At 43.8% G+C, this 20,757-nt stretch carries 18 protein-coding genes; 14 read left to right on the plus strand and 4 right to left on the minus strand.

The annotated features are described in order from the left end of the window. The first annotated feature begins 61 nt into the window (after positions 1 to 61). From cmoB to DFP82_RS12995, 3 genes are all read left to right on the plus strand, one after another. Positions 62 to 1,132 carry a tRNA 5-methoxyuridine(34)/uridine 5-oxyacetic acid(34) synthase CmoB gene (gene cmoB, locus DFP82_RS12985; RefSeq protein WP_110924148.1) on the plus strand — a complete coding sequence of 357 codons (1,071 nt, stop codon included), beginning with the start codon at positions 62 to 64 and terminating at the stop codon, positions 1,130 to 1,132. Positions 1,133 to 1,213: 81 nt separating this feature from the next. Continuing rightward, positions 1,214 to 2,377, plus strand: coding sequence for a DUF1176 domain-containing protein (locus tag DFP82_RS12990; RefSeq protein WP_245905723.1), 1,164 nt, complete (start codon positions 1,214 to 1,216; stop codon positions 2,375 to 2,377). Positions 2,378 to 2,426: 49 nt separating this feature from the next. Next, entirely contained in the window at positions 2,427 to 3,578 is a 1,152-nt protein-coding gene (locus DFP82_RS12995) for a DUF1176 domain-containing protein (protein ID WP_110924150.1), read from the plus strand. Here DFP82_RS12995 and DFP82_RS13000 read toward each other — a convergent pair whose 3' ends face one another. Further along, entirely contained in the window at positions 3,579 to 3,797 is a 219-nt protein-coding gene (locus DFP82_RS13000) for a DUF2788 domain-containing protein (protein WP_110924151.1), read from the minus strand. A 459-nt stretch (positions 3,798 to 4,256) separates the two neighbouring features. On the opposite strand from DFP82_RS13000, the gene argS reads away from it, so the two are divergent. The 4 genes from argS to DFP82_RS13020 all read left to right on the plus strand — a co-directional run bounded on the left by argS (position 4,257) and on the right by DFP82_RS13020 (position 8,894). Beyond that, complete coding sequence (gene argS, locus DFP82_RS13005) at positions 4,257 to 6,086, plus strand: arginine--tRNA ligase (RefSeq protein WP_110924152.1); 1,830 nt, start codon at positions 4,257 to 4,259, stop codon at positions 6,084 to 6,086. Between the two features lie 126 nt (positions 6,087 to 6,212). After that, positions 6,213 to 7,016, plus strand: a complete 804-nt coding sequence (locus tag DFP82_RS13010; RefSeq protein WP_110924153.1) for an SPOR domain-containing protein — start codon at positions 6,213 to 6,215, stop codon at positions 7,014 to 7,016. Between the two features lie 314 nt (positions 7,017 to 7,330). Further along, entirely contained in the window at positions 7,331 to 8,425 is a 1,095-nt protein-coding gene (locus DFP82_RS13015; RefSeq protein WP_110924154.1) for a PTS sugar transporter subunit IIC, read from the plus strand. A gap of 223 nt (positions 8,426 to 8,648) precedes the next feature. Then, positions 8,649 to 8,894: a hypothetical protein gene (locus DFP82_RS13020; protein ID WP_110924155.1), complete on the plus strand. Its 246-nt coding sequence runs from the start codon at positions 8,649 to 8,651 to the stop codon at positions 8,892 to 8,894. A gap of 217 nt (positions 8,895 to 9,111) precedes the next feature. On the opposite strand, the gene clpX is transcribed toward DFP82_RS13020, so the two are convergent. Then, positions 9,112 to 10,386 carry an ATP-dependent protease ATP-binding subunit ClpX gene (gene clpX / locus DFP82_RS13025; protein WP_110924156.1) on the minus strand — a complete coding sequence of 425 codons (1,275 nt, stop codon included), beginning with the start codon at positions 10,384 to 10,386 and terminating at the stop codon, positions 9,112 to 9,114. 110 nt (positions 10,387 to 10,496) lie between these two features. Beyond that, positions 10,497 to 11,117 carry an ATP-dependent Clp endopeptidase proteolytic subunit ClpP gene (gene clpP, locus DFP82_RS13030; RefSeq protein ID WP_197102574.1) on the minus strand — a complete coding sequence of 207 codons (621 nt, stop codon included), beginning with the start codon at positions 11,115 to 11,117 and terminating at the stop codon, positions 10,497 to 10,499. Positions 11,118 to 11,972: 855 nt separating this feature from the next. On the opposite strand from clpP, the gene DFP82_RS13035 reads away from it, so the two are divergent. The 7 genes from DFP82_RS13035 (at position 11,973) to DFP82_RS13065 (ending at position 18,932) form a co-directional block, all read left to right on the plus strand. Then, a complete protein-coding gene (locus tag DFP82_RS13035) occupies positions 11,973 to 13,061 on the plus strand; it encodes an urease accessory protein UreD (RefSeq protein WP_110924157.1) in 1,089 nt (362 codons plus the stop codon). A gap of 140 nt (positions 13,062 to 13,201) precedes the next feature. After that, the gene (gene ureA / locus DFP82_RS13040; protein WP_057761815.1) at positions 13,202 to 13,504 is read left to right on the plus strand and encodes an urease subunit gamma; all 303 of its coding nucleotides are present in this window, start codon (positions 13,202 to 13,204) and stop codon (positions 13,502 to 13,504) included. A gap of 150 nt (positions 13,505 to 13,654) precedes the next feature. Then, a complete protein-coding gene (gene ureC, locus DFP82_RS13045; RefSeq protein ID WP_110924158.1) occupies positions 13,655 to 15,844 on the plus strand; it encodes an urease subunit alpha in 2,190 nt (729 codons plus the stop codon). Positions 15,845 to 15,967: 123 nt separating this feature from the next. Then, the gene (gene ureE, locus DFP82_RS13050; RefSeq protein ID WP_110924212.1) at positions 15,968 to 16,594 is read left to right on the plus strand and encodes an urease accessory protein UreE; all 627 of its coding nucleotides are present in this window, start codon (positions 15,968 to 15,970) and stop codon (positions 16,592 to 16,594) included. After that, positions 16,591 to 17,358, plus strand: a complete 768-nt coding sequence (locus DFP82_RS13055; protein WP_110924159.1) for an urease accessory protein UreF — start codon at positions 16,591 to 16,593, stop codon at positions 17,356 to 17,358. Before ureE ends, DFP82_RS13055 begins: the two co-directional genes overlap by 4 nt. A gap of 57 nt (positions 17,359 to 17,415) precedes the next feature. Next, entirely contained in the window at positions 17,416 to 18,105 is a 690-nt protein-coding gene (gene ureG, locus DFP82_RS13060) for an urease accessory protein UreG (protein ID WP_110924160.1), read from the plus strand. A 71-nt stretch (positions 18,106 to 18,176) separates the two neighbouring features. After that, positions 18,177 to 18,932 (plus strand): HupE/UreJ family protein, encoded by a 756-nt coding sequence (locus tag DFP82_RS13065; RefSeq protein ID WP_181416325.1) that lies wholly within the window; start codon positions 18,177 to 18,179, stop codon positions 18,930 to 18,932. 258 nt (positions 18,933 to 19,190) lie between these two features. Here DFP82_RS13065 and tig read toward each other — a convergent pair whose 3' ends face one another. After that, positions 19,191 to 20,534, minus strand: a complete 1,344-nt coding sequence (tig, locus tag DFP82_RS13070) for a trigger factor (protein ID WP_110924162.1) — start codon at positions 20,532 to 20,534, stop codon at positions 19,191 to 19,193. Between the last annotated feature and the right edge of the window lie 223 nt (positions 20,535 to 20,757).

Genomic DNA, 20,757 nt, shown 5'->3' on the forward strand with positions numbered 1-20,757 from the left:
TTTGTTCTAACTCTTTTAATTTTATTCATTTAAATAACAATCAACACGGTAACCTGCTTTTATGCTCAACGACACTATCATCAACGCCGAACGCGAATTGTATTTAACCTTGCTAGAGCTGGCACAGCAGCAGCCGAGCGCTTATGAATGGCTCAAGCAATTACCAACATGGCTAGGTGATATAAAAGACAAAGCCAACTATGCGCACGCGCCTGCCTACCAAGCGTCAGTTGCTCGTTTGCCAAACTTAACTGTCAATAATGTCGATCTAAACAGTGATACATTGACGATTGAGACAAGTTTAAATGAGTCTGAGCGTAAACAAGCAATGGCACTGCTCAAGCAGCTGATGCCATGGCGCAAAGGGCCGTTCCAGATCGGCGGTCAGATTGGCGATGATGAATCAGGTATTAAGATTGACACTGAGTGGCACAGTGACTGGAAGTGGCAACGGGTCGCACCGCATTTGGGTGAGTTAAAAGGTCGCCGAGTATTAGATGTGGGCGGTGGCTCTGGTTATCATGGCTGGCGTATGGCAGGGGCAGGGGCGAATACGGTCATTATCATTGATCCATCATGCTTGTTTTATCATCAGTTTATGGCGATTCGTCATTTCGTTGGTGCGGCAGATGCTCATACTCATGCTCATGCTCATACCCATGATAGGGGCCGTTATCGCACACATTATATTCCTGTACCGTTAGAAGCACTGCCTGCGCACAGCCAGTTGTTTGATACCGTATTTAGCATGGGCGTGCTTTATCATCGCCAGTCGCCTTTTGAGCACTTGCAGCAGCTTCGAGGGCAGTTGGTCAAAGGCGGCGAACTGGTACTTGAGACCTTGGTCATCGAAGGCGATGCCAATACCGTACTCGTACCGCACGACCGTTATGCGCAGATGAATAACGTGTATTTCTTGCCGTCAGTGGCAGCATTAGTTGGTTGGTTAGAAAAAGCGGGATTCTCAGAGGTGCGCTGCGTCGATGTGGCAGTGACTTCGACAGAAGAGCAGCGCAAAACGGAATGGATGACTTATCATTCGCTAGCAGACTTCTTAGATCCTAATGACTCGACTAAAACCATGGAAGGGTATCCTGCACCGATGCGCGCGACATTAATTGCCAAAAGATAGTTTTTTAGGGTAGTAGAAACGCCATCAGTCAATATAATCAGCCGCTAAGACAAACAGCAATTAACACAAGGATGAGAGATTGTGAAACTAGTAATGGCTTTGATGACGTTCAGTTTATTTTCGCTACCTGCTGTAGCATCAGATGCGTATGGTGATCCATTTGAAGGTTGGGGCTTTGTTAAAGATGATTGGCAAGTGGTTTGCGACAACACTTTGACTTGCCGAGCAGCAGGTTATGCTGAAGAAGGTGTTGGTAGTGGTCCAGTCTCGATATTAATGGTTGTAGAGCCGAAGAAAGCTTTGCCAAAAGTATATGTAGACTTTATATATTCAGATGATGAGTTTTACCAGTCATCATCTGATGATAGTTTGAATACTGGTAATGAATCTAGCCATACCAAGTTATGGCTAAATGACAAAAGTTACGGCGCTATCAATAGTAGAAGTGATAATGATTCTAGGCATATGCTAGATGAAAATCAAACCAAGCAATTGCTTCGTCACGCTCGCCTGAATACAAAAATAGAAGTAAGAGTAGGTAGTGATCGCTGGACGATTAGTGACAAAGGCATGGGTGCTGTACTGCTGAAGCTGGATGAAGTACAAGGCAGAGTGGGTACGTCAATAGCATTGGTGAGTAAGAATCATGCTAGTAAGCAAACACCAAAATCTGCTAAGCCAACACCTGTGATAAAAAAAGCATTCGCTTATTCAGACAAAGACAATAAACAGTTAAATGCTTCAAGGTTGGCTTATTTTCAGAAAAATATTAATACGTGGGTAGATATCAACTCTGAGCAGTTAATAGGTTCGGAGGATGTGATGGGAGATTGTGAGCTTATAAATCCTAAAAGTGACACTTCTATAAATTTTGCAAAATATGCTGGCGACAGCTCTGGTTGGGAGTTTATCCCTATTGATGCTACTCATACTTTAGCTGTCCATAGCTGTTGGATGGGTGCTTACAACGCAGCTAGTGGATATTGGCTTATAGATAGTGCAAAACCTCGTAACCCTCAGCTAATTACCACCGCAGGCAATGATTATTCTGATGGTGAGATTTGGGCAGTACATAAAGACCGAGGTCTAGGTGACTGTTGGAATAAACAAGTATGGGTATGGAATGGTCAAACTTTTGCCAAATCAGAAGATTCTAGCTCAGGAATGTGCCGAGGTTTTGCTGGTGGTGCGTGGGACTTACCAACCTATGTCAGCGAAGTGGTGAAAAGTAGCACTCTAGAATAAACAACTTCTGTACTACCAGCAAAGACAATGATTCAAAAGTGAGCTTATTATGAAAAACACCCTGCTTATTAGTCAAGACAAGATTACGAAGACACTGTTTAGCGCTGCTACCATATTTTTAGCAACGACCGCCGTGCATGCCAGTGACGTCTATGGTGATCCATTTGAAGGCAGCGGCTTCATCAAAGACGATTGGCAAGTGGTTTGTGACAATACTTTGACCTGCCGCGCAGCAGGTTATAGCGAGGATGGCACTGCTAGTGGAGGGGCTACGATATTACTCACTGTAACTCCCAAAGAAAGCGCTGTAAACGCTAGGCTCATGTTACAGAATGTAGATGATGTAGAGACCTCACCTGCGAATGCTTGGCTAGCAAGCCACGGTTCGCGTGTATCACTTTATCTGAATGATAAAAACTATGGAATGGTAGAGCTGGATTCAGGAGCCTTATCTGGAGATTTAAGCACGGATCAAACTCAGCAACTACTGACTCGGGCTAAACAAAATACTAAAATAGAGTTTCGATCTGGGCCATATCGCTGGCATGTCAGCGACAGCGGTCTATCAGCAGTGTTACTCAAGTTAGATGAAAGTCAAGGCCGTGTAGGTACACCGCTAGCATTGGTCAGTAAAAATAATCAGCCGTCCATGACGCTTAAATCTGCAATACCAATCCCAAAAATAGTTGCTGCTTCCGTCTACTCCACAGAAGATCCAAATCCTAATATTGATTTGACCAAAATGGATTACTGGCGAGCAAATATTGAAAATTGGATTATTACTGAATCTAACGATGACTTAAAAGAAGAGTGCTATGCTCTAAATGCAGATGAGGAATGGTCTGGAGATAGTGACTGGACGTTGACGGCATTAGATGCTAGATATACCCTTGCCAGTCATGTTTGTTGGCGCGGTGCATACAATGAAGGCATAGGATTCTGGGTCATTGACGACGCGACCCCCAGCAAACCTAGCTTAGTAACTTACTCGGGTGGTAGCTATGATGAAGGTCAGATAATCAGTGGACACAGAGGTCGAGGGTTAGGAGATTGCGTTTATCTCAAAGAATGGACTTGGAATGGGAGTAGCTTTGTTAACTCCAAGGCTATCGCCACTGGACTATGCCGAATGATTCAGTTGGGTGGTGCGTGGGACTTACCAAGCTACGTCAGTGAAGTCATAGGAAGTGATAAGCCCTAATTAAATTAACCACTTTTTAAAGGCAACTTCCATGATAATCTTGATGATGAAGCCAACACAGCCTGCGCCAAGCGCTACGAAAATCCAAAATGTACCGGCGCGTCCAGCTTGAGATTCTTTAGAGATATCCCACATAATAAAAAACAAGAAAGCAATAAAGATTGGCAATAAAAGGTACAATCCCCAACTAGTGACAGTACTGGCAGCAATAGCAAACATGGCATGATCCTATAAGAAAATAGTAACGCCTCTTTTATGTCTAAGAAGAGTCGTACAAACCATTATTATAACGTGGAAGCAGTCAGGTATAAACGACTGCCCAGTATCGAGCAACAGTAACGCTACAATCAATAGGGCTGATATTTACTGAATAGCTGCTTTGAATAGCTACTTTTATACTGCTTTATCATGATTTATAGGTAGTAAGTACGTAAAGTACGTCTGTCACCTATCTCAACTATTAGCGTTGACTGTCTTAACCGTAAGATTTTAGTACTAATTTCGGTGCAAATGGTGCAATAAAGCGTAAAGATTGTTATATTTACAGGTTACTTATCTTTTTGTATTATTTTATCCCTTGCAATGTCGGTCGCTATTATAATAAGCAGTTATTGACTGCTTGCACTCGTCACATTTTCACATCGTTTTTGTTGTTTATTTAATTGAGTTCAAATCCCTATGTCACAAGCCCAAATTGATACACTTGCATCACTATTCAACGATGCTATTCACACCTTGCAAGCCGACGGTACACTACCTGCTGACTGGCAAAATAATAGCCAAATCACCCGTACTAAAGATCTTAGTCATGGTGATTTTGCCAGTAACATCGCGCTGACTGCTGCCAAAGCTGCTAAGGCCAATCCACGCCAGCTTGCCGAACAAATCGTCAATGCGCTACCTGAAAATCAAGACATTCGCCAAGTAGAAATCGCAGGGCCAGGGTTTATAAATGTCTTTTTAAACGCTGAAGCCAAATTTGCGGTATTGGACGATATTTTTACCTTACAAGACCGTTTTGGTTTAAGCGATCAGTTTGAAGGGCAAAAAATCCAAGTTGAGTTCGTCTCTGCCAATCCAACATCTAGCTTGCATGTCGGTCACGGACGCGGTGCTGCATTTGGCATGAGCGTCTCAAACCTACTAGAAGCGATTGGCTATGACGTCACGCGTGAATATTATGTCAATGACGCTGGCCGTCAAATGGATATTCTAGCGACCAGTACATATTTGCGTTATCTAGAAACTAATGGCGAGCAAGTGACCTTTCCTGTCAATGCCTATCAAGGCGACTATGTCAGTGATATTGCCCAGACTTTAAAAATGCAACATGCTGATAGCTATGTGCATAGCTTTGCAGACGTTGCCAAAGATGTGCCTGCCGATGCTAAGTTCGAGATCAATGCAGATGGCGAAAAAGTTCTATTGTCAGGCGATAAAGAAGCACACATTGATGGATTGATTGCCAATAGCAAAGCATTGCTTGGTGATGGCTATGAGCTGTTTTTAAATGCTGCATTGAGCAGTATTTTGGCTGATATCAAAGATGACTTAAATGACTTTGGCGTGCGCTATGAGTGCTGGTTCAGTGAGAGATCTATCGATAGCGAGATTGAGCCAGTTCTACAGTTGCTAGATGACAAAGGTTACTTGTACGAAAAAGATGGCAATATCTGGTTTAAATCGACTGATTTCGGTGATGAAAAAGACCGTGTGGTACGCCGTGCCAATGGTCAGTCAACGTATTTTGCCTCTGATATTGCGTATCATAAAAATAAGTTCGACCGTGGTTTTGACAAAGTCATTAACGTTTGGGGCGCAGACCACCATGGTTATGTCCCACGTGTAAAAGCAGCGTTAACAGCATTGGGTATCGATGCAGAACGTTTAGACGTGGTACTCGTACAGTTTGTCGCATTATGGCGCGGTTCTGAAAAAGTACAAATGTCCTCGCGTTCAGGTCAGTTTGTCACTTTACGCGAACTGCGTGCAGAAGTTGGCAATGACGCTGCGAGATTCTATTATGTGGCACGTAAGCCTGAAGTGCATATTGACTTTGATTTAGAGCTTGCCAAATCACAAAGCAAAGATAATTTGGTGCACTATATTCAATATGCGCATGCACGCGTGTGCCGAGTATTAGAGAATTTGCAAAATAGTGGGCTTACAGTAGATGATGCGGTTGGTTTGGCGCATCAAGAATTGCTTAATGCGTCCCATGAAGATGAGTTGATTAAACTATTGGCAGGCTATCCAGCAACCCTCATGCGTGCCGCGACTGGCTATGAGCCGCATATATTGACCAATTATTTAAAAGATTTGGCCGCATTGTTCCACGGCTGGTATGACAGCAATCGTATCTTGCCGATGAGTTTGACCTCTGGTGGCACGCCAAGTGCTGACGAGCTGGACTTAATGCAAGCCCGTCTACGCTTGTCTAAAGCCGTGCGACAGGTCTTGTCCAATGGGCTTGGTTTGTTAGGATTGTCTGCACCGTCTAGCATGTAGTCGCTTGCTAATAAGTAGTAAGCTTCTAACATGCAGCAACTTTATAATATGTAGTATTATGAGTATAGACGATTGATAACAATAATGTGATTATGATAGATAGATTCAGTAGGGAGAACCAGATCCATGCTAGCCAAAAAACCTAAAGGTGCGACTGAAAAGCGCAAAACAAGTAGCGTATCAGGCTTGTTATGGATGTTTGTCGGAGCAGTACTGACACTGATGATTGGTGTATTTATATACCTCTCACCATTATTTAATTTCAGTCCTGCTGATAGCAGTGCCGACAATGACCCTGATCGTCAGGTACAGCCGCGAGTCGAGACTGATACCGATAATGGCGATTATGAGTTTTATGATATTTTACCCAATCAAGAGATGGCGACCATCCCTGATGAAGATTTTGGTGAAATAAACAATGATCGCATCGGTGGTATCGAAGCCTTTGAGCCTGATATCGTGGTCACTCAGCCGAATGGTGCTTCAGCGACCAGCAGTGAAGACACTGGCAATGTTGGTATTACTGAAAACACCGTGATCGAACCTAGCCGTGGCAATGCTGCTAGTGATGATATCGTGATCGTTGAAGAAGATGCGACCTATGATGGCACAGCACCGACCAATAGCACCAGTAGTGCAACCAATCGAGCAAGTGGTGCAGGTACTGCCAGTGTTCAAGCTGCCAAGCCTGCTGCGACTTACATTTTGCAGATAAACAGCTTTGGTGATGCAGATGAAGCGGATCGTCGCCGTGCACAGGTACTGATGGCTGGTGTAGATGCTAGAGTCGCCAAGAATACAACGGGCAATGGTGAGCCCATCTATCAAGTGATCTCACGGCCGATGAGTAATCGTCAAGCAGTAACGACTGCTCAGCAGCGCTTACAGAATAATGGTATTGACTCCATCATCGTTGAACAGCGCCGTTAGATTTAGTTGCTGTATTAGGGCGTGTCCTCAATTCAATCGATAGTCATCTAAATGGGTTAAAAATGGCTAAATCTTGCCAAACAGCGTCAAATAGCTGACTAATATCTCGATATTATCTGCGCTATTTTCCTTGTTTGACTGCGATTTATCTCGTTTTTATCACCATTTTTAAAATGAGGACACGCCCTAGTTTTAATGGTTTATTTATAAAAAAAGCGTCGTAATGACGCTTTTTTTGTCTCTTATTTTTAGTAACGCTATTTTACTTTGTGGTTTTATTATATCTTATCATTACTTCCTCAACGAGTATGGCTATGACTGTATCTGACTCAACACCTGCATCTACTGGCGCCATCAAATATTTTTTTCAGAAGTATTTTATCGATGCTTTTACTGGTATGGCTCTAGGTCTCTTTGTCACATTGATAGCGGGTCTTATCATTTCACAAATTGGTGGCTGGTTAGATTTGCCTGCATTAGTTGCCGTCGGTAAGCTAGCATCAATATTGATGGGGGCGGGTATCGGCGTAGGCATTGCCTACTACCTAAAAGCACCAACGCTTGTCATGCTAAGTTGCTTGGTAGCAGGTATGCTAGGCGCACATTCTGAAGCTTTGATGGCAGGTACGCTTTTTACCCCGCAAGCAGGCGGGCCTGCGACATTTGTGGCATTGCCTGGTAATCCGATAGGAGCATATTTGACCTCTGTATTTGCTTATCGTGCTGGTACTTGGGTCGCTGGCAAGACTAAGTTGGATATTTTGTTAATTCCTTTATTGGTCTGTGCCGTCGCATTAGCCGTTTGTGCGCTACTGAATCCACCTATCGTTGCTGCTGTCGCGGCTATTGGTCAAGGTATTCAAGCAGCCACTGAGTTGCAGCCTCTATTAATGGGTGTCGTCATTGCAGTCGTGGTCGGTATCTTGCTGACCATGCCCACTTCAAGTGCAGCTATTTGTATTGCTATTGGGCTGGGCGGTGTGGCTGGCGGTGCGGCAGTAGTTGGCTGTGCAGCACATATGATTGGCTTTGCGGTTGCCAGTTTCAAAGACAACGGTGTAAGTGGTGTGATATCTCAGGGGTTGGGCACTAGTATGTTGCAAATCCCCAATGTGCTAAAAAAGCCATTGATTCTACTGCCAGCCGTTATCGCCAGTGCTATCGTTGGTCCTATCGCTACAGTAGGGTTCGGGCTTGCCTGTACTGCTACAGGGGCAGGTATGGGTACTGCTGGTTTAGTCGGTGTGTTTGGGGTCATTGAAGCATCACAAGAGATCATGAGTACGGGTCAATTATGGACAGCAATTATTTTATTGATGTTTGTATTACCTGCTGTCATTGCTGGCATGGTTGCTTACATGATGCGCCGTATGGGTTGGTTGTTAGATGGTGATATGAAACTGCCTTAGTGGTTCAAAAAAAAGCTTCCGCACTTTATGCACATGAATTTTTGTTTAAATATACGACTTTTTCAATTTTCTTTATTCAAATCGAAATGCTAACTAGCGAAGTGAATATTAAAGTCTCTTAAGTTTTATATTGCTACAAGGTTGCTGTTTTGTAGTTATATCATTATAATATTAATTGTACTCGAACTTTTGTTTAAATTATTATTTTTGGAATCTGAAAAATATGAATAGCTTCAACAAACTAATTGTTATTACTGTTACCACTCTTATTTTATCTGCATGTGCTAGTACTCCTAAGCCTTATACTCATTGGCATAAAGAAGGTGCAACTAAACAAAGCGTCACAGATCAAATTGGGCACTGTCGAGTAGAAGTTAATGCTAAAGACCTTTCACAACCAAAAGCAAAGCAGTTAATTGGTTATTGTATGAAGTCGGAAGGCTATAGTTTAGAAACTTCTTATCGTTAGTTGATAACTAATACTGTCACCAAGAATCAAAATAACATAGGTTTTTGTATGTTTTACATATACTGTGTATTAGCTGTATTCACAGAATAAGTTTTTCTTTTTGGGTGTAGTATTACTAATAAGAAGAAATAAAAAAAGCGTCTAGCAAAATTTGCCAGACGCTTTTTTGTATTAATAGCTAATTAAGTATAACTAGCGATATTAACTCAAAGACACCTTAAGAGATTTCAGGCGTTTTGCCTTCATTGATGACGTCTGCATCAACCATGACGGTCTTAGCATTTTCCATAGAAGGCAGCTCATACATGGTTTCAAGCAATGCATTCTCTACGATAGAACGCAGACCACGGGCACCCGTTTTACGCTCCATGGCTTTTTTGGCGATGGCATCAAGTGCTTCTTGAGTAAAGTTAATCTCAGCACCTTCCATATCGAACAAGTACTTATACTGTTTTACCAGTGCGTTCTTAGGTTCAGTCAGGATTTGTACCAATGCTTCTTCATCAAGCTCTTGTAGTGCAGCAAGTACAGGCAGACGACCAATCAGCTCAGGGATCAGACCAAACTTGATCAAATCTTCTGGCTCAACTTGCTGTAGCAAATCTGAGCTGCGACGGCTATCATCTTTTGAGCTGACATCCGCGTTGAAACCGATACCGCCTTTTTCAGTACGTTGCTGAATGACCGCATCAAGACCAGCAAATGCACCACCAACGATGATAAGGATGTTGCTGGTATCGACTTGGATCAGCTCTTGCTGTGGATGCTTGCGACCGCCATGTGGCGGAATAGCAGCCACGGTGCCTTCGATAAGCTTGAGCAATGCTTGCTGCACGCCTTCGCCTGACACATCACGGGTAATCGATGGATTGTCGCCTTTTTTACTGATTTTGTCGATTTCATCGATATAGATGATGCCTTGCTCAGCTTTGGCCACATCATAGTCAGATGCTTGAAGTAACTTCTGCACGATGTTTTCAACGTCTTCACCGACATAACCTGCTTCAGTCAACGTCGTGGCATCAGCCATAGCAAAAGGTACATCAAGCAGACGCGCTAATGTTTGCGCCAGTAATGTCTTACCTGAACCTGTTGGGCCTATGAGCAAGATGTTACTTTTCGCCAGTTCAACCATCGCATCATCAGCACCAATCTTAGATTTTTTACTGTCATTGGCCAATGTTTGGCTAACTTTTAGACGCTTATAATGGTTATAAACGGCAACTGCCAATGCTTTCTTAGCAGCGTCTTGACCGATGACATATTCATCAAGTTTGGCACGTAGCTCTTTTGGCGTTGGTAGTTTTTTATTGACCCAAGAGGTATCGATTTCGTTGTCATCATCGCCGTCTTCGGCACTGTCAGCGATTAGATCGGTACATAGCTCAATGCATTCATTACAGATATTGGCATCGTCAGCGGCAATCAGCTGCTGCACATCGCTTTTGGCTTTGCCACAAAACGAGCACTGCGGGGTATTGTCTTCTGCCATAAAAGGCGCTCCTAAAATTTTAAAACTTACAAATATTTTGATTGTTTGCATCAATGCCAAAACGCATCGCGCTCAGGCAGTTGATGTTTATCAAGGCTGTTATATGCTAATTATAAAGAAGTAGGGCGGCGCTCTAATACTTCGTCAACCAAACCGTATTCTTTTGCTTCGTCTGCATCCAACCAATAATCACGCTCAACGTCTTTTTCGATTTTTTCTACTGGTTGACCTGTACGCTCAGCCAATATTTTGTTCAAACGTGCACGTGTTTTCAGGATTTCACGAGCATTAATTTCGATATCTGTTGCTTGACCTTGCGCGCCACCTGAAGGCTGGTGAATCATAACGCGAGCATTGGCGAGTGAATAACGCTTGCCTTTTTGGCCAGCTGCCAACAAGAATGAGCCCATGCTATAAGCACCGCCCATACAGATGGTTGATACTTCAGGCTTGATGAAATTCATCGTGTCAAAAATAGCCAAACCAGCACTCACTGAACCGCCTGGTGAGTTGATATATAGATGGATATCTTTGTCAGGGTTTTCAGCTTCTAAGAATAGTAACTGTGCGACGATGAGATTGGCCATATTATCTTCGACTTGACCGGTCAAAAAGATAACGCGCTCACGTAATAGACGTGAAAAAATATCAAACGAGCGTTCACCGCGTGATGATTGTTCAACCACCATAGGCACTAATGCAGCTTGAGGTGCACTTTGGGTATATTGCATGTCGTTGTGCGCACTCATCAGCATATCAAAATGCGGGTTGGCAGTGATGCGATCATAATCTGTCATAAAGATGTCCTGTTTATAAGTACATAAAATAAAGGGATTGGGATTAGCGAACGGTTAAGATTTTATGGGTGCTTATCATGATAAATACTACCGCTTGTTGTTAACACTAACTAGATGCAATGCTACGATCTAGATGTCGCTAAAAATAATTGAGCTAATGGTAACTTTTTTATCGGGGCAATAGTAACTTTTTAATGTGAAAAATAATAAATGACTCCCTATTAATAAGGTGTTTGTATACATTTATCAAGGGGCTTGCCTATAAACCCTCCATAAAGATAGTAGACAGACTACCTCTGTATGGAGTACAGGTGACTCATTATTTATGAATATGGTGCTACATTAAAAGGAAGTATGATGATAAAAATTGGTGCATTTGTGATAGTAAATTGTACAATTTTGGTGCAAATTAGCGCCTGCTAAAAAAATAAGAATGATTGATATCTATTTGAGACATCGTGAAAGTGAGGTGGACAATATGACCAAAAACTTCAGTGCTCAAAAACTAAGCAATATCATTCATTTGCATAGTATCGACTGCTTGCTCTGATAGCCAGTATCAGTAAGTTGGCATAATGATTGTATATATGGAGTGACGTCGTTGTTTGGTGTAGTCAGCTGCATAAGCTTTTGGCATTTTGACTGTTGGCATCGTTGCTTTCTCTTTTATAGTGGAATGACTATACCACCGGGTTTTGTATGATCGGCTTAATGCTCGACCTCTTAGTATCACAATCGTGTGTTATATTTGATATTCAACACGCCCTAATTAGTAGATGAGTATATAAAATGAGCTGGGCCTCTTCTTTAGCGTTAGATTTTGACAGCGTAAAACGTACGAATACTATCAAAGGTATAGCCACAGCTGAGTCAAAAACTCGGCTTTATCATCGTAAGCATACTGGCGCCTTGATGGTACAGCGCCCTTTATACCCTGAGCCGCGTGTGCAGCAGGGTATTTGTCATATCTTAATGCTATATCCGCCAGCAGGTATCGCAGGTGGTGACACGTTGACGATAGATCTGCGTTTAGATAGCGATAGTCACGCTGTCATTACGACACCGGGGGCGGGTAAGTGGTATGGCAAAGATAGTGTCAGCCAAAAAAGCAAAACCTCGCATCGACAGTCGCCCACACAAAGCGCTTGTGATAACACCATGCCAGTGAATCAGGGCAGTGTGCATAGTAATGATACTAACCACATAAGCTCAGTGCCAAACGACATGGCTGAATATGCTAGCCAAAAGGTATACGCCACATTAGACAGAGATGCTCGCCTAGAATGGCTGCCGCAAGAGAGTATTATTTATAACGAAGCCAACATGCATGCGACGAGTCGTTTTGATTTAACGGACTCATCTAGCTTACTGACATGGGAGATTAGTGTCTTTGGGCGGCAGGCCTATGATGAACAGTTTTTGCAAGGGTATTACCATACAGGCTTGAATATCTACCGTGAAAGCAAAGTCATCGTTGCTGAACGTGTGGCACAGTCAGCACAAAGCCGCTGGTTTACATCGCGTTTAGGGCTAGCAGGGCAGCATATCTATGGGTCGTTTTGGGCAGTACCAAGTTTAAGTGACGTACATCAAAAGCCTTTATCCTCATCAAAAGCACGAGAAACGACAGAGACTGCGCAAGCGACGACCAAGCAAGCACTAACCCGTTATTTGGACAGTACGATACTGACTTTACGGCAAGCAATCGCTGAAGCGGATCTACCTGTCTATTGCACCCATAATTATCAAGCGATTAATATCCGCTATATAGGCACAGATGTGCGTGGCTGCTTTGAAGCGTTTTATCAGCTGAGAGAAGTCTTACGTAAGCACTGGTGGCAACTTGAGCCGTGTCGTCCACGGATCTGGGACACGTGATTTGGTGCTGTATTCTACTTAATTTGTTATGAAGTTACTCTGATATAAAAAAATATAATCGTTATTTTGGTTAAGGCATTAAACGTTTGAAATACGCTACTCTGTGATACAGAACATTATAAATACAATAAGGAAGTCCCATGCATTTGACCCCGACAGAAAAAGACAAGCTCATGCTATTCACGGCTGGCATGGTGGCTGAACGCCGCAAAAACCGAGGTGTAAAACTGAACTATCCCGAAGCCATCGCTTATATCAGCATGCTACTGATGGAAGGCGCAAGAGATGGCAAAAGAGTTGCCGAATTAATGAGTGAAGGCGCTACCTATCTGTCAGCTGATGATGTGATGGAAGGTGTGGCGGAGATGGTAGATGAAGTGCAAATCGAGGCGACGTTCCCTGATGGCACCAAGCTGGTTACGGTACATAATCCCATCGTGTAGTACGGCATATAGTCATTCCTCTATAAAATTATTACTGCGTTACCCTCGCTTGAAGTATTAGATATACATCTACGCTCGGTTGCCTTGTACTACTTTTAAATTGAATCGACTATCTTATTAAACTGATAATTATAAAATAAGGCGACTCTTATGCAAGCAGGCGAATACCATATCCAAGATGGCGATATCATCTTAAACCAAGGACGGCAGGTACAGACCATCAGTGTCGCTAATACGGGCGATCGCCCCATCCAAATAGGCTCACATTATCACTTCTATGAGGTCAATGATGCCTTGAGTTTCGAGAGAGAGCAGACGCGTGGCTATCGCCTGAATATTATCCCTGGTACAGCAGTACGCTTTGAGCCGGGGCAGTCACGTGAAGTGGAGTTGGTAGCATACGCTGGCAAGCAGGAAGTTTATGGCTTTGCTGGGCGTGTGATGGGCGCCGCGAGCTCAGACACAGCATCAGATAACAGAGATACTGAAAACCCGCCAGTTACCTCGCAGAAAAAAGTGAGTCGGCATATTTATGCTGAGCATTTTGGTCCGACAACAGGTGACAAGGTTCGCCTAGCCGACACCGAATTATGGTTACAGGTTGAGGCTGATTTAACGAGCCAATTGAGTACCGATAACGATCAAGTAGCGGTACTAGAGGGTGGTGCACGTGCTAGCAAACCTATTGAGATAAAAGGCGAAGAAGTTAAATTTGGTGGCGGTAAAGTCATCCGTGATGGTATGGGGCAAGGGCAGTTATTGGGTGCTGACGTTGCCGATACGGTCATTACCAATGCGTTGGTCATGGATTATACGGGCATCTACAAAGCAGATATCGGCATTAAGGATGGTCGAATTAGCGGCATTGGCAAAGCGGGCAACCCTGATATCCAGCCTGCCATCGATATTGCGATTGGCGGTGCTACCGAAATCATTTCTGGTGAAGGCAAAATCCTGACAGCAGGCGGTGTCGATAGCCATATTCATTTTATTGCACCACAGCAGTGTGAGACAGCGCTTATGTCAGGCGTGACCACAATGCTTGGTGGTGGTACAGGGCCTGCACAGGGTACGCTCGCGACTACCTGTACACCAGGGGCTTATCATATTGCTTCAATGCTAAAATCTACCGATAGTATTCCTATGAATATCGGATTACTGGGCAAAGGAAATGTGAGTGTACCAGAACCTATTGCAGAACAAATCGAAGCAGGTGCCGTAGGGCTAAAGCTACATGAAGATTGGGGTACTACTCCGCAAGCCATTGATAACTGTTTGAGTGTCGCTGAAGAGTATGATGTGCAAGTGGCGATCCATACCGATACTTTAAATGAAAGTGGTTATCTCGAGAGTACATTAGCAGCGTTCAAGAATCGCTGTATCCATACTTTTCACACTGAAGGGGCAGGTGGTGGACATGCCCCTGATATTCTGAAAGCCATTGGCGAGTCGCATGTTTTGCCATCTTCGACCAATCCAACGCGCCCTTATACCGTCAATACTATTGACGAGCATCTCGATATGCTGATGGTCTGTCATCATTTGAGCCCTGCTATCGCTGAAGATGTGGCTTTTGCAGAAAGTCGTATTCGCCAAGAGACCATCGCCGCAGAAGATATCTTGCATGATTTGGGCGCGATTTCGATGATGAGTAGTGACTCGCAAGCCATGGGGCGGGTGGGCGAAGTGGTTATTCGTACGTGGCAGACTGCGCACAAAATGAAAGTGCAACGCGGACATCTTGCCCCAGACGCAACAGCAACCATAGAGGATAAGCAGCAGTTCATCACGCTGACGGACTACGACCGCAGTGAGGATAACGATAATTTTCGTATCAAACGCTATATCGCAAAATACACCATCAACCCTGCGATTACTCATGGTATCAGCGATATGGTTGGCTCTATCGAAGAGGGAAAATGGGCCGATATGGTGTTATGGTCGCCCAAATTTTTTGGGGTAAAGCCTGAATGCATCATCAAAGGTGGCCTTATCGCTGCTGTGCCGATGGGCGATATTAATGCCTCTATTCCTACCCCGCAACCCGTACATTATCGTCCTATGTTTGCCACTTATCCAAAATCGGTTGCCCAAACCAGCATTACCTTTATGTCACAGGCTGCCATCGATAAACAAGTGGATAAGCAGCTTGGCTTGACTAAAGTTATCGAGCCAGTACATGGTATTCGTCATATTCGCAAAAGCGACATGCGCTTTAATAGCTACTGTCCGGATATGGATATTAACCCTGAGACTTATGAAGTGCGTGCCGATGGCGAGATGCTAACCTGCGAGCCTGTCGATGTCTTACCCATGGCGCAGCGCTACTTTTTATTCTAAGCACTTTTTACTCTAAACACTTTTTACTCTAAACACTTTGTTATTCCAAGTATTTTATTATTCTAAATATTGTGAGTTTTACGCCTTAACCGTTTGAGCAACAACAGCCAGAGTATAATAATGATGAAGATATTTAATACCCGTTTAAATGCCCCAAATGACGCTCAAAAAACACAATTAGCAAAACAGCATCAAACCAATGACTATCTACTGTTAGATTTTGATACTCGCCAGCATTCTCGATTTAAAGCCACTACGGTTGCAGGTGAGAGCGTTGGTGTAGACTTGCCTCGGACAGGTACTCTCAAAGGTAATGATGTGCTAATCAATGAGGAAGGTGAGTTAATACAAGTCATCGCTAAACCTCAGGTCGTCACCAAAGTCACCGCTGATGATGTTTTTACGTTGATGAAAGGCGCCTATCATTTAGGCAATCGGCACGTGCCACTGATGTTTGACCATAGTTTTGACCACGGTGATGCAGGCTATGCGTTATATTTTGAAAACGACCATGTGCTTGCGCAAATGTTAGAGCGTCTTGGATTGCGGGTTGAAGGTGCTTCGGTACCGTTTGAACCTGAAACAGGGGCATATCAGTCAGGGCAAGGGCACTCGCATGGTCATTCTCACTCACATGCTCATGCGGATTCAAGTAGTGATTCACATAGCCATTCGCACAGTAATAAGCACGAACACAGCCATAGCCACGAACACAGCCATCATCATGAGACTGTAGGGCAGTCAAAGTGACCAGTACACAGTCTGCTCAGCCGGACCAACTTGGACAGCTGCTGATGCTGGCATCGAGCAACTTACCCATTGGTAGTTATACGTATTCGCAAGGTGTTGAGTCAGCGATTGAGTCAGGCGTGGTCTCTGACGAAGCCAGTACGCTGGTATTTATGCAGGACTATTTAGCGCTTGCTGTTATCGGCTACGAGTTACCCGTATTAGGGCTAATAATGCTCGCACTTGGTCAAGGTAATGACACGCTAGCTGCAAATCTAGCACACGATTATCATGCTGGCTTAGAGAGTAAAGAGTTTGTGCTTGAGTCTCAGCAACTGGCTCAAGCAATGGTATCTTGGCTCAATGAAGTACTTAGCCTCGGTATACCTGCTGAGATACCTGAAGACGGATACTTGCCACTTTTTGCTCATATTGCACAGCACTGGCAGCTACCATTGGCACAGTCAATGACCACGTATGGCTTCGCCCAACTAGAAAACATGGTATTGGCTGCGGTCAAGACAGTACCGTTAGGACAGATGGCAGGTCAGCGTATCCTGTGGCAATTACAGAGTGAGTTGGCGGCGCAGATTGATGCCGTTAGCACTAACATACAGCATGCTTTTGATACATTAATGGTATCGTCAGATTCGCTTGAAGAGCAAGACTGTCAGCAACTATGCCAAGACCTCTATGAAATACTCAATATATCGAATAACTTGCCCAATTTGGCTATCCTCTCAAGTATGCATGAGGAGCAATACAGTCGATTATTCCGCTCATAATTGTACCTTTATTTCTATTTATACTTATTAATATACAAACTGCTTTAGGAATTCAATATGTCTCTAACCCCGCTCAAACCAAAAAACTCTCAATCTATATCAGACTTACAGACTGATAACGACCGCCAAAATCAGCCATCTGGATTATCGTGCCTACGCCTTGGCATTGGTGGGCCTGTTGGTAGTGGTAAGACCGCGTTGACGTTGCGTTTGTGCCAAAACATGCGCGACACGGTCAATATGGCAGTAGTGACCAACGATATCTATACCAAAGAAGATTCAGAGTTTTTGACCCGTAATGATGCCATGCCTGCTGAGCGTATTCGCGGTGTAGAAACAGGTGGCTGTCCGCATACGGCTATCCGCGAAGATGCGTCTATTAATCTGACTGCTATTGCCGAGCTGCAAGCAACTTTCGAAGATTTAGAGATGATTATCATCGAGTCAGGTGGTGATAATTTGGCGGCGACGTTTAGCCCAGAGCTGTCTGATTTGACACTATACGTTATTGATGTTTCAGCAGGCGATAAGATACCTCGAAAAGGTGGGCCGGGAATTACCAAGTCTGATCTATTAATTATTAATAAGACTGATCTTGCGCCTATGGTAGGGGCTTCGTTAGAAGTCATGGCAAGAGATGCCAAAAAAATGCGCGGTGATAAGCCATTTATATTTAGCAACATGAAAACAGGGGATGGACTGAATGAAATTATCGCCTTTATCAAAGAGCAAGGCATGCTTGCTTAGTTAATAGAAGCTCGCGAACTATGACTTACAAGCTACGAACAACCAAATTATTAATATTAAGGAGCACTCCCATGACAGCCTCTACCAATACAAAAACTATAACAAAGACGCATTTTTCACAGGCTCTATCCGCTCGTAATATAGCGGGTGGCTCAACGGTGATGATGACCTCATTGATGCTACCGTCATTGGCACAGGCACATGCAGGACATATTCATTCAACGGCTACGCACACATCATCGCTGTTAGGTACTTTGCAAGCAGGGCTGATGCATCCGCTGACTGGCTTTGATCATTTGTTTTTGGCAGTCGGTATGGGCATGTTGTTCTACGGGTTACAAAAGCAGCGCTTGGGCATGATGTCATTGGCAGGAGGGCTATCGTTGGGCGCGGTCTTAGCCACAGTCAGTGCTTTGGTAGGTGGTGGTGCGTTTGGTTCGGCCGCTGGCATGGTTGAGATGGCGATACTGTTGTCAGTTGCGGTATTGGCATTCGTGTTACTGGGTCAATGGCGCGGAAAAGCTGCATCATTAAATACGTCAGTAGCGAGCACGGCAACTACAAGTGACGTACCATTGCTGAGTATGACTTTTGGCGGCTTGGCAGTATTTCACGGTATGGCACATGCGATGGAATTGCCAGCACAGATCGGCGTATCAGGTCAGTTAGGTTTTTATGCCGGTATGATGATGTCTATGTTAGGACTCTATGCGGTTGGTATGGTGATCAATCAGCAGTTGCAACAGCGCTTGGGTGGTCATTTTTGGTTCCAACGTGGGTTGGTGGTGCTAGGTTTAGGAGCAGTGTTTATTCCTGTTTTAACCTAAATATAGTCAATCCTCTATAGAATAGCTACAGCGTTAACCTCGCTTGAAGTATCACATATATATCTGCACTCGGTTGCCTCGACTCTCTTTTAAATTGAATCAACTATAGAGTATCAGTTTCTATTACATGATTTAGCTATTCACTGAGTTCATTATATTTACCCATAAAAATACGGCCCCAATCGATGATCGGGGCCGTATTTTGTGAGCTAAGAACATGAGCGCTATCTAACTAAAACAGATAGCGCTCAGTCTAGACTACATGGCTTGCTGCTGTTGTTGCTGAGCAGCTAGCAAGTCTTGGTAGCTAACTTCTTTGTCAGTTACTTTGCCTTGCTCGATTAGATAATCAACCACTTGGTCTTCTAGTACAACAGACTCAATGTTAGCGCGCTGTTGCTTATCAGTGGTGTAGTACTCGATCACTTCTGCTGGATCTTCGTAGTTTTCAGCCGCTTCTTTGATGAATGTCTCAACGCGTGCTTGATCTACTTCTAAGCCTTTGGTATCGATAACACGAGCAACGATGATGCCAAGACGGGCAGCACGTAGCGCTTGCTCTTCAAATAGCTCGTTTGGTAGCATGTCTTTATCGAAGCTATCAGCATTCGCGCCGAACTGCTGAGAAAAACGTTGCATCATCATGTTGCGTTGACGCTCGATTTCTTGCTCTAGCATAGCGTTTGGTACGTCAAACTCGTTCTTTTCTAGCAATGCGTCAAAAGTCGCTTGCTTAACTTGGCTACGCGCAGCGTTTTTGATTTCGCGTTCCATGTTTTTGCGTACGTCGTCTTTTAGTTTTTCAACACCGCCTTCTTTTACGCCGAATAGCTCAAGGAACGCGTCGTCGATTTCAGGTAGCTTAGATTTTTCAACCAGTTTTACGTTGATTTTGAACTGAGCTTCTTTACCTGCTAAGTTTTCAGCTTGGTAATCTTCTGGGAAAGTTACTTCGATGATTTTTTCGTCGCCAGCTTTCATGCCTTTGATACCCGCTTCAAAGCCAGGAATCATTTGGTTGCTACCGATAACCAATTTGAAGTCTTCAGCAGAGCCGCCTTCGAATTTTTCGCCGTCGATAGAACCTTCAAAGTCAAAAGTCACTTGGTTGTCTTTCGCAGCCATGCCTTTTTTCTCAACGAATTCTTCACGTTGCTTTTGTAGGTTTTCGATCATGGTGTCAACGTCAGCTTCATCAACCTTGGCAGTATGACGCTCAACTTCGATCTCATCGATACCTTGTACGTCTACTTCTGGGAAGATTTCAACAGTCGCTTGATATACCAAGAAGTCATCTTCAAGTTTTACGTCGTCGATGTTAGGCATGCCAACAGCGCGGATGTCTTCAGATTTGATCGCTTCAAACACAGTATCACGGATCACATCGTTGATAACTTCTTGTTGAATGCCAGCACCGTACTGAGAGCGGATGTGTGACATAGGGACGTTACCTTTACGGAAACCGTCAATCTTGGCAGTTTTCGCAACTTGGCGAATACGGCCTTCGACTTTGTTTTGAATTTTTTCAACAGGTACTTTAACTGTCAATTGGGTTTCTTTGTTAGATAGCTTGTTGGTTGTGACTTGTAAATCTGTAGCCATGTTAATTACACCTTTAGGATTAGATAGTACTTAAAATTAAGCAGTACTTAGGATTAAATGGTAATAGACAAACCGAGCCTCAAAATACGGGCGTGTACAACGGATTGCCGTTGGAATAAATAGGGGACAATGATAGCCCGCAACGTCCATATCAGTGTCAGTAGCAATCGCTGCCAGCACAAAATATAAAACTGCTGAGGTTGTAAATGCTATCAAATATCAA

It is taken from the genome of Psychrobacter fozii (assembly GCF_003217155.1).
Taxonomy (GTDB): domain Bacteria; phylum Pseudomonadota; class Gammaproteobacteria; order Pseudomonadales; family Moraxellaceae; genus Psychrobacter; species Psychrobacter fozii.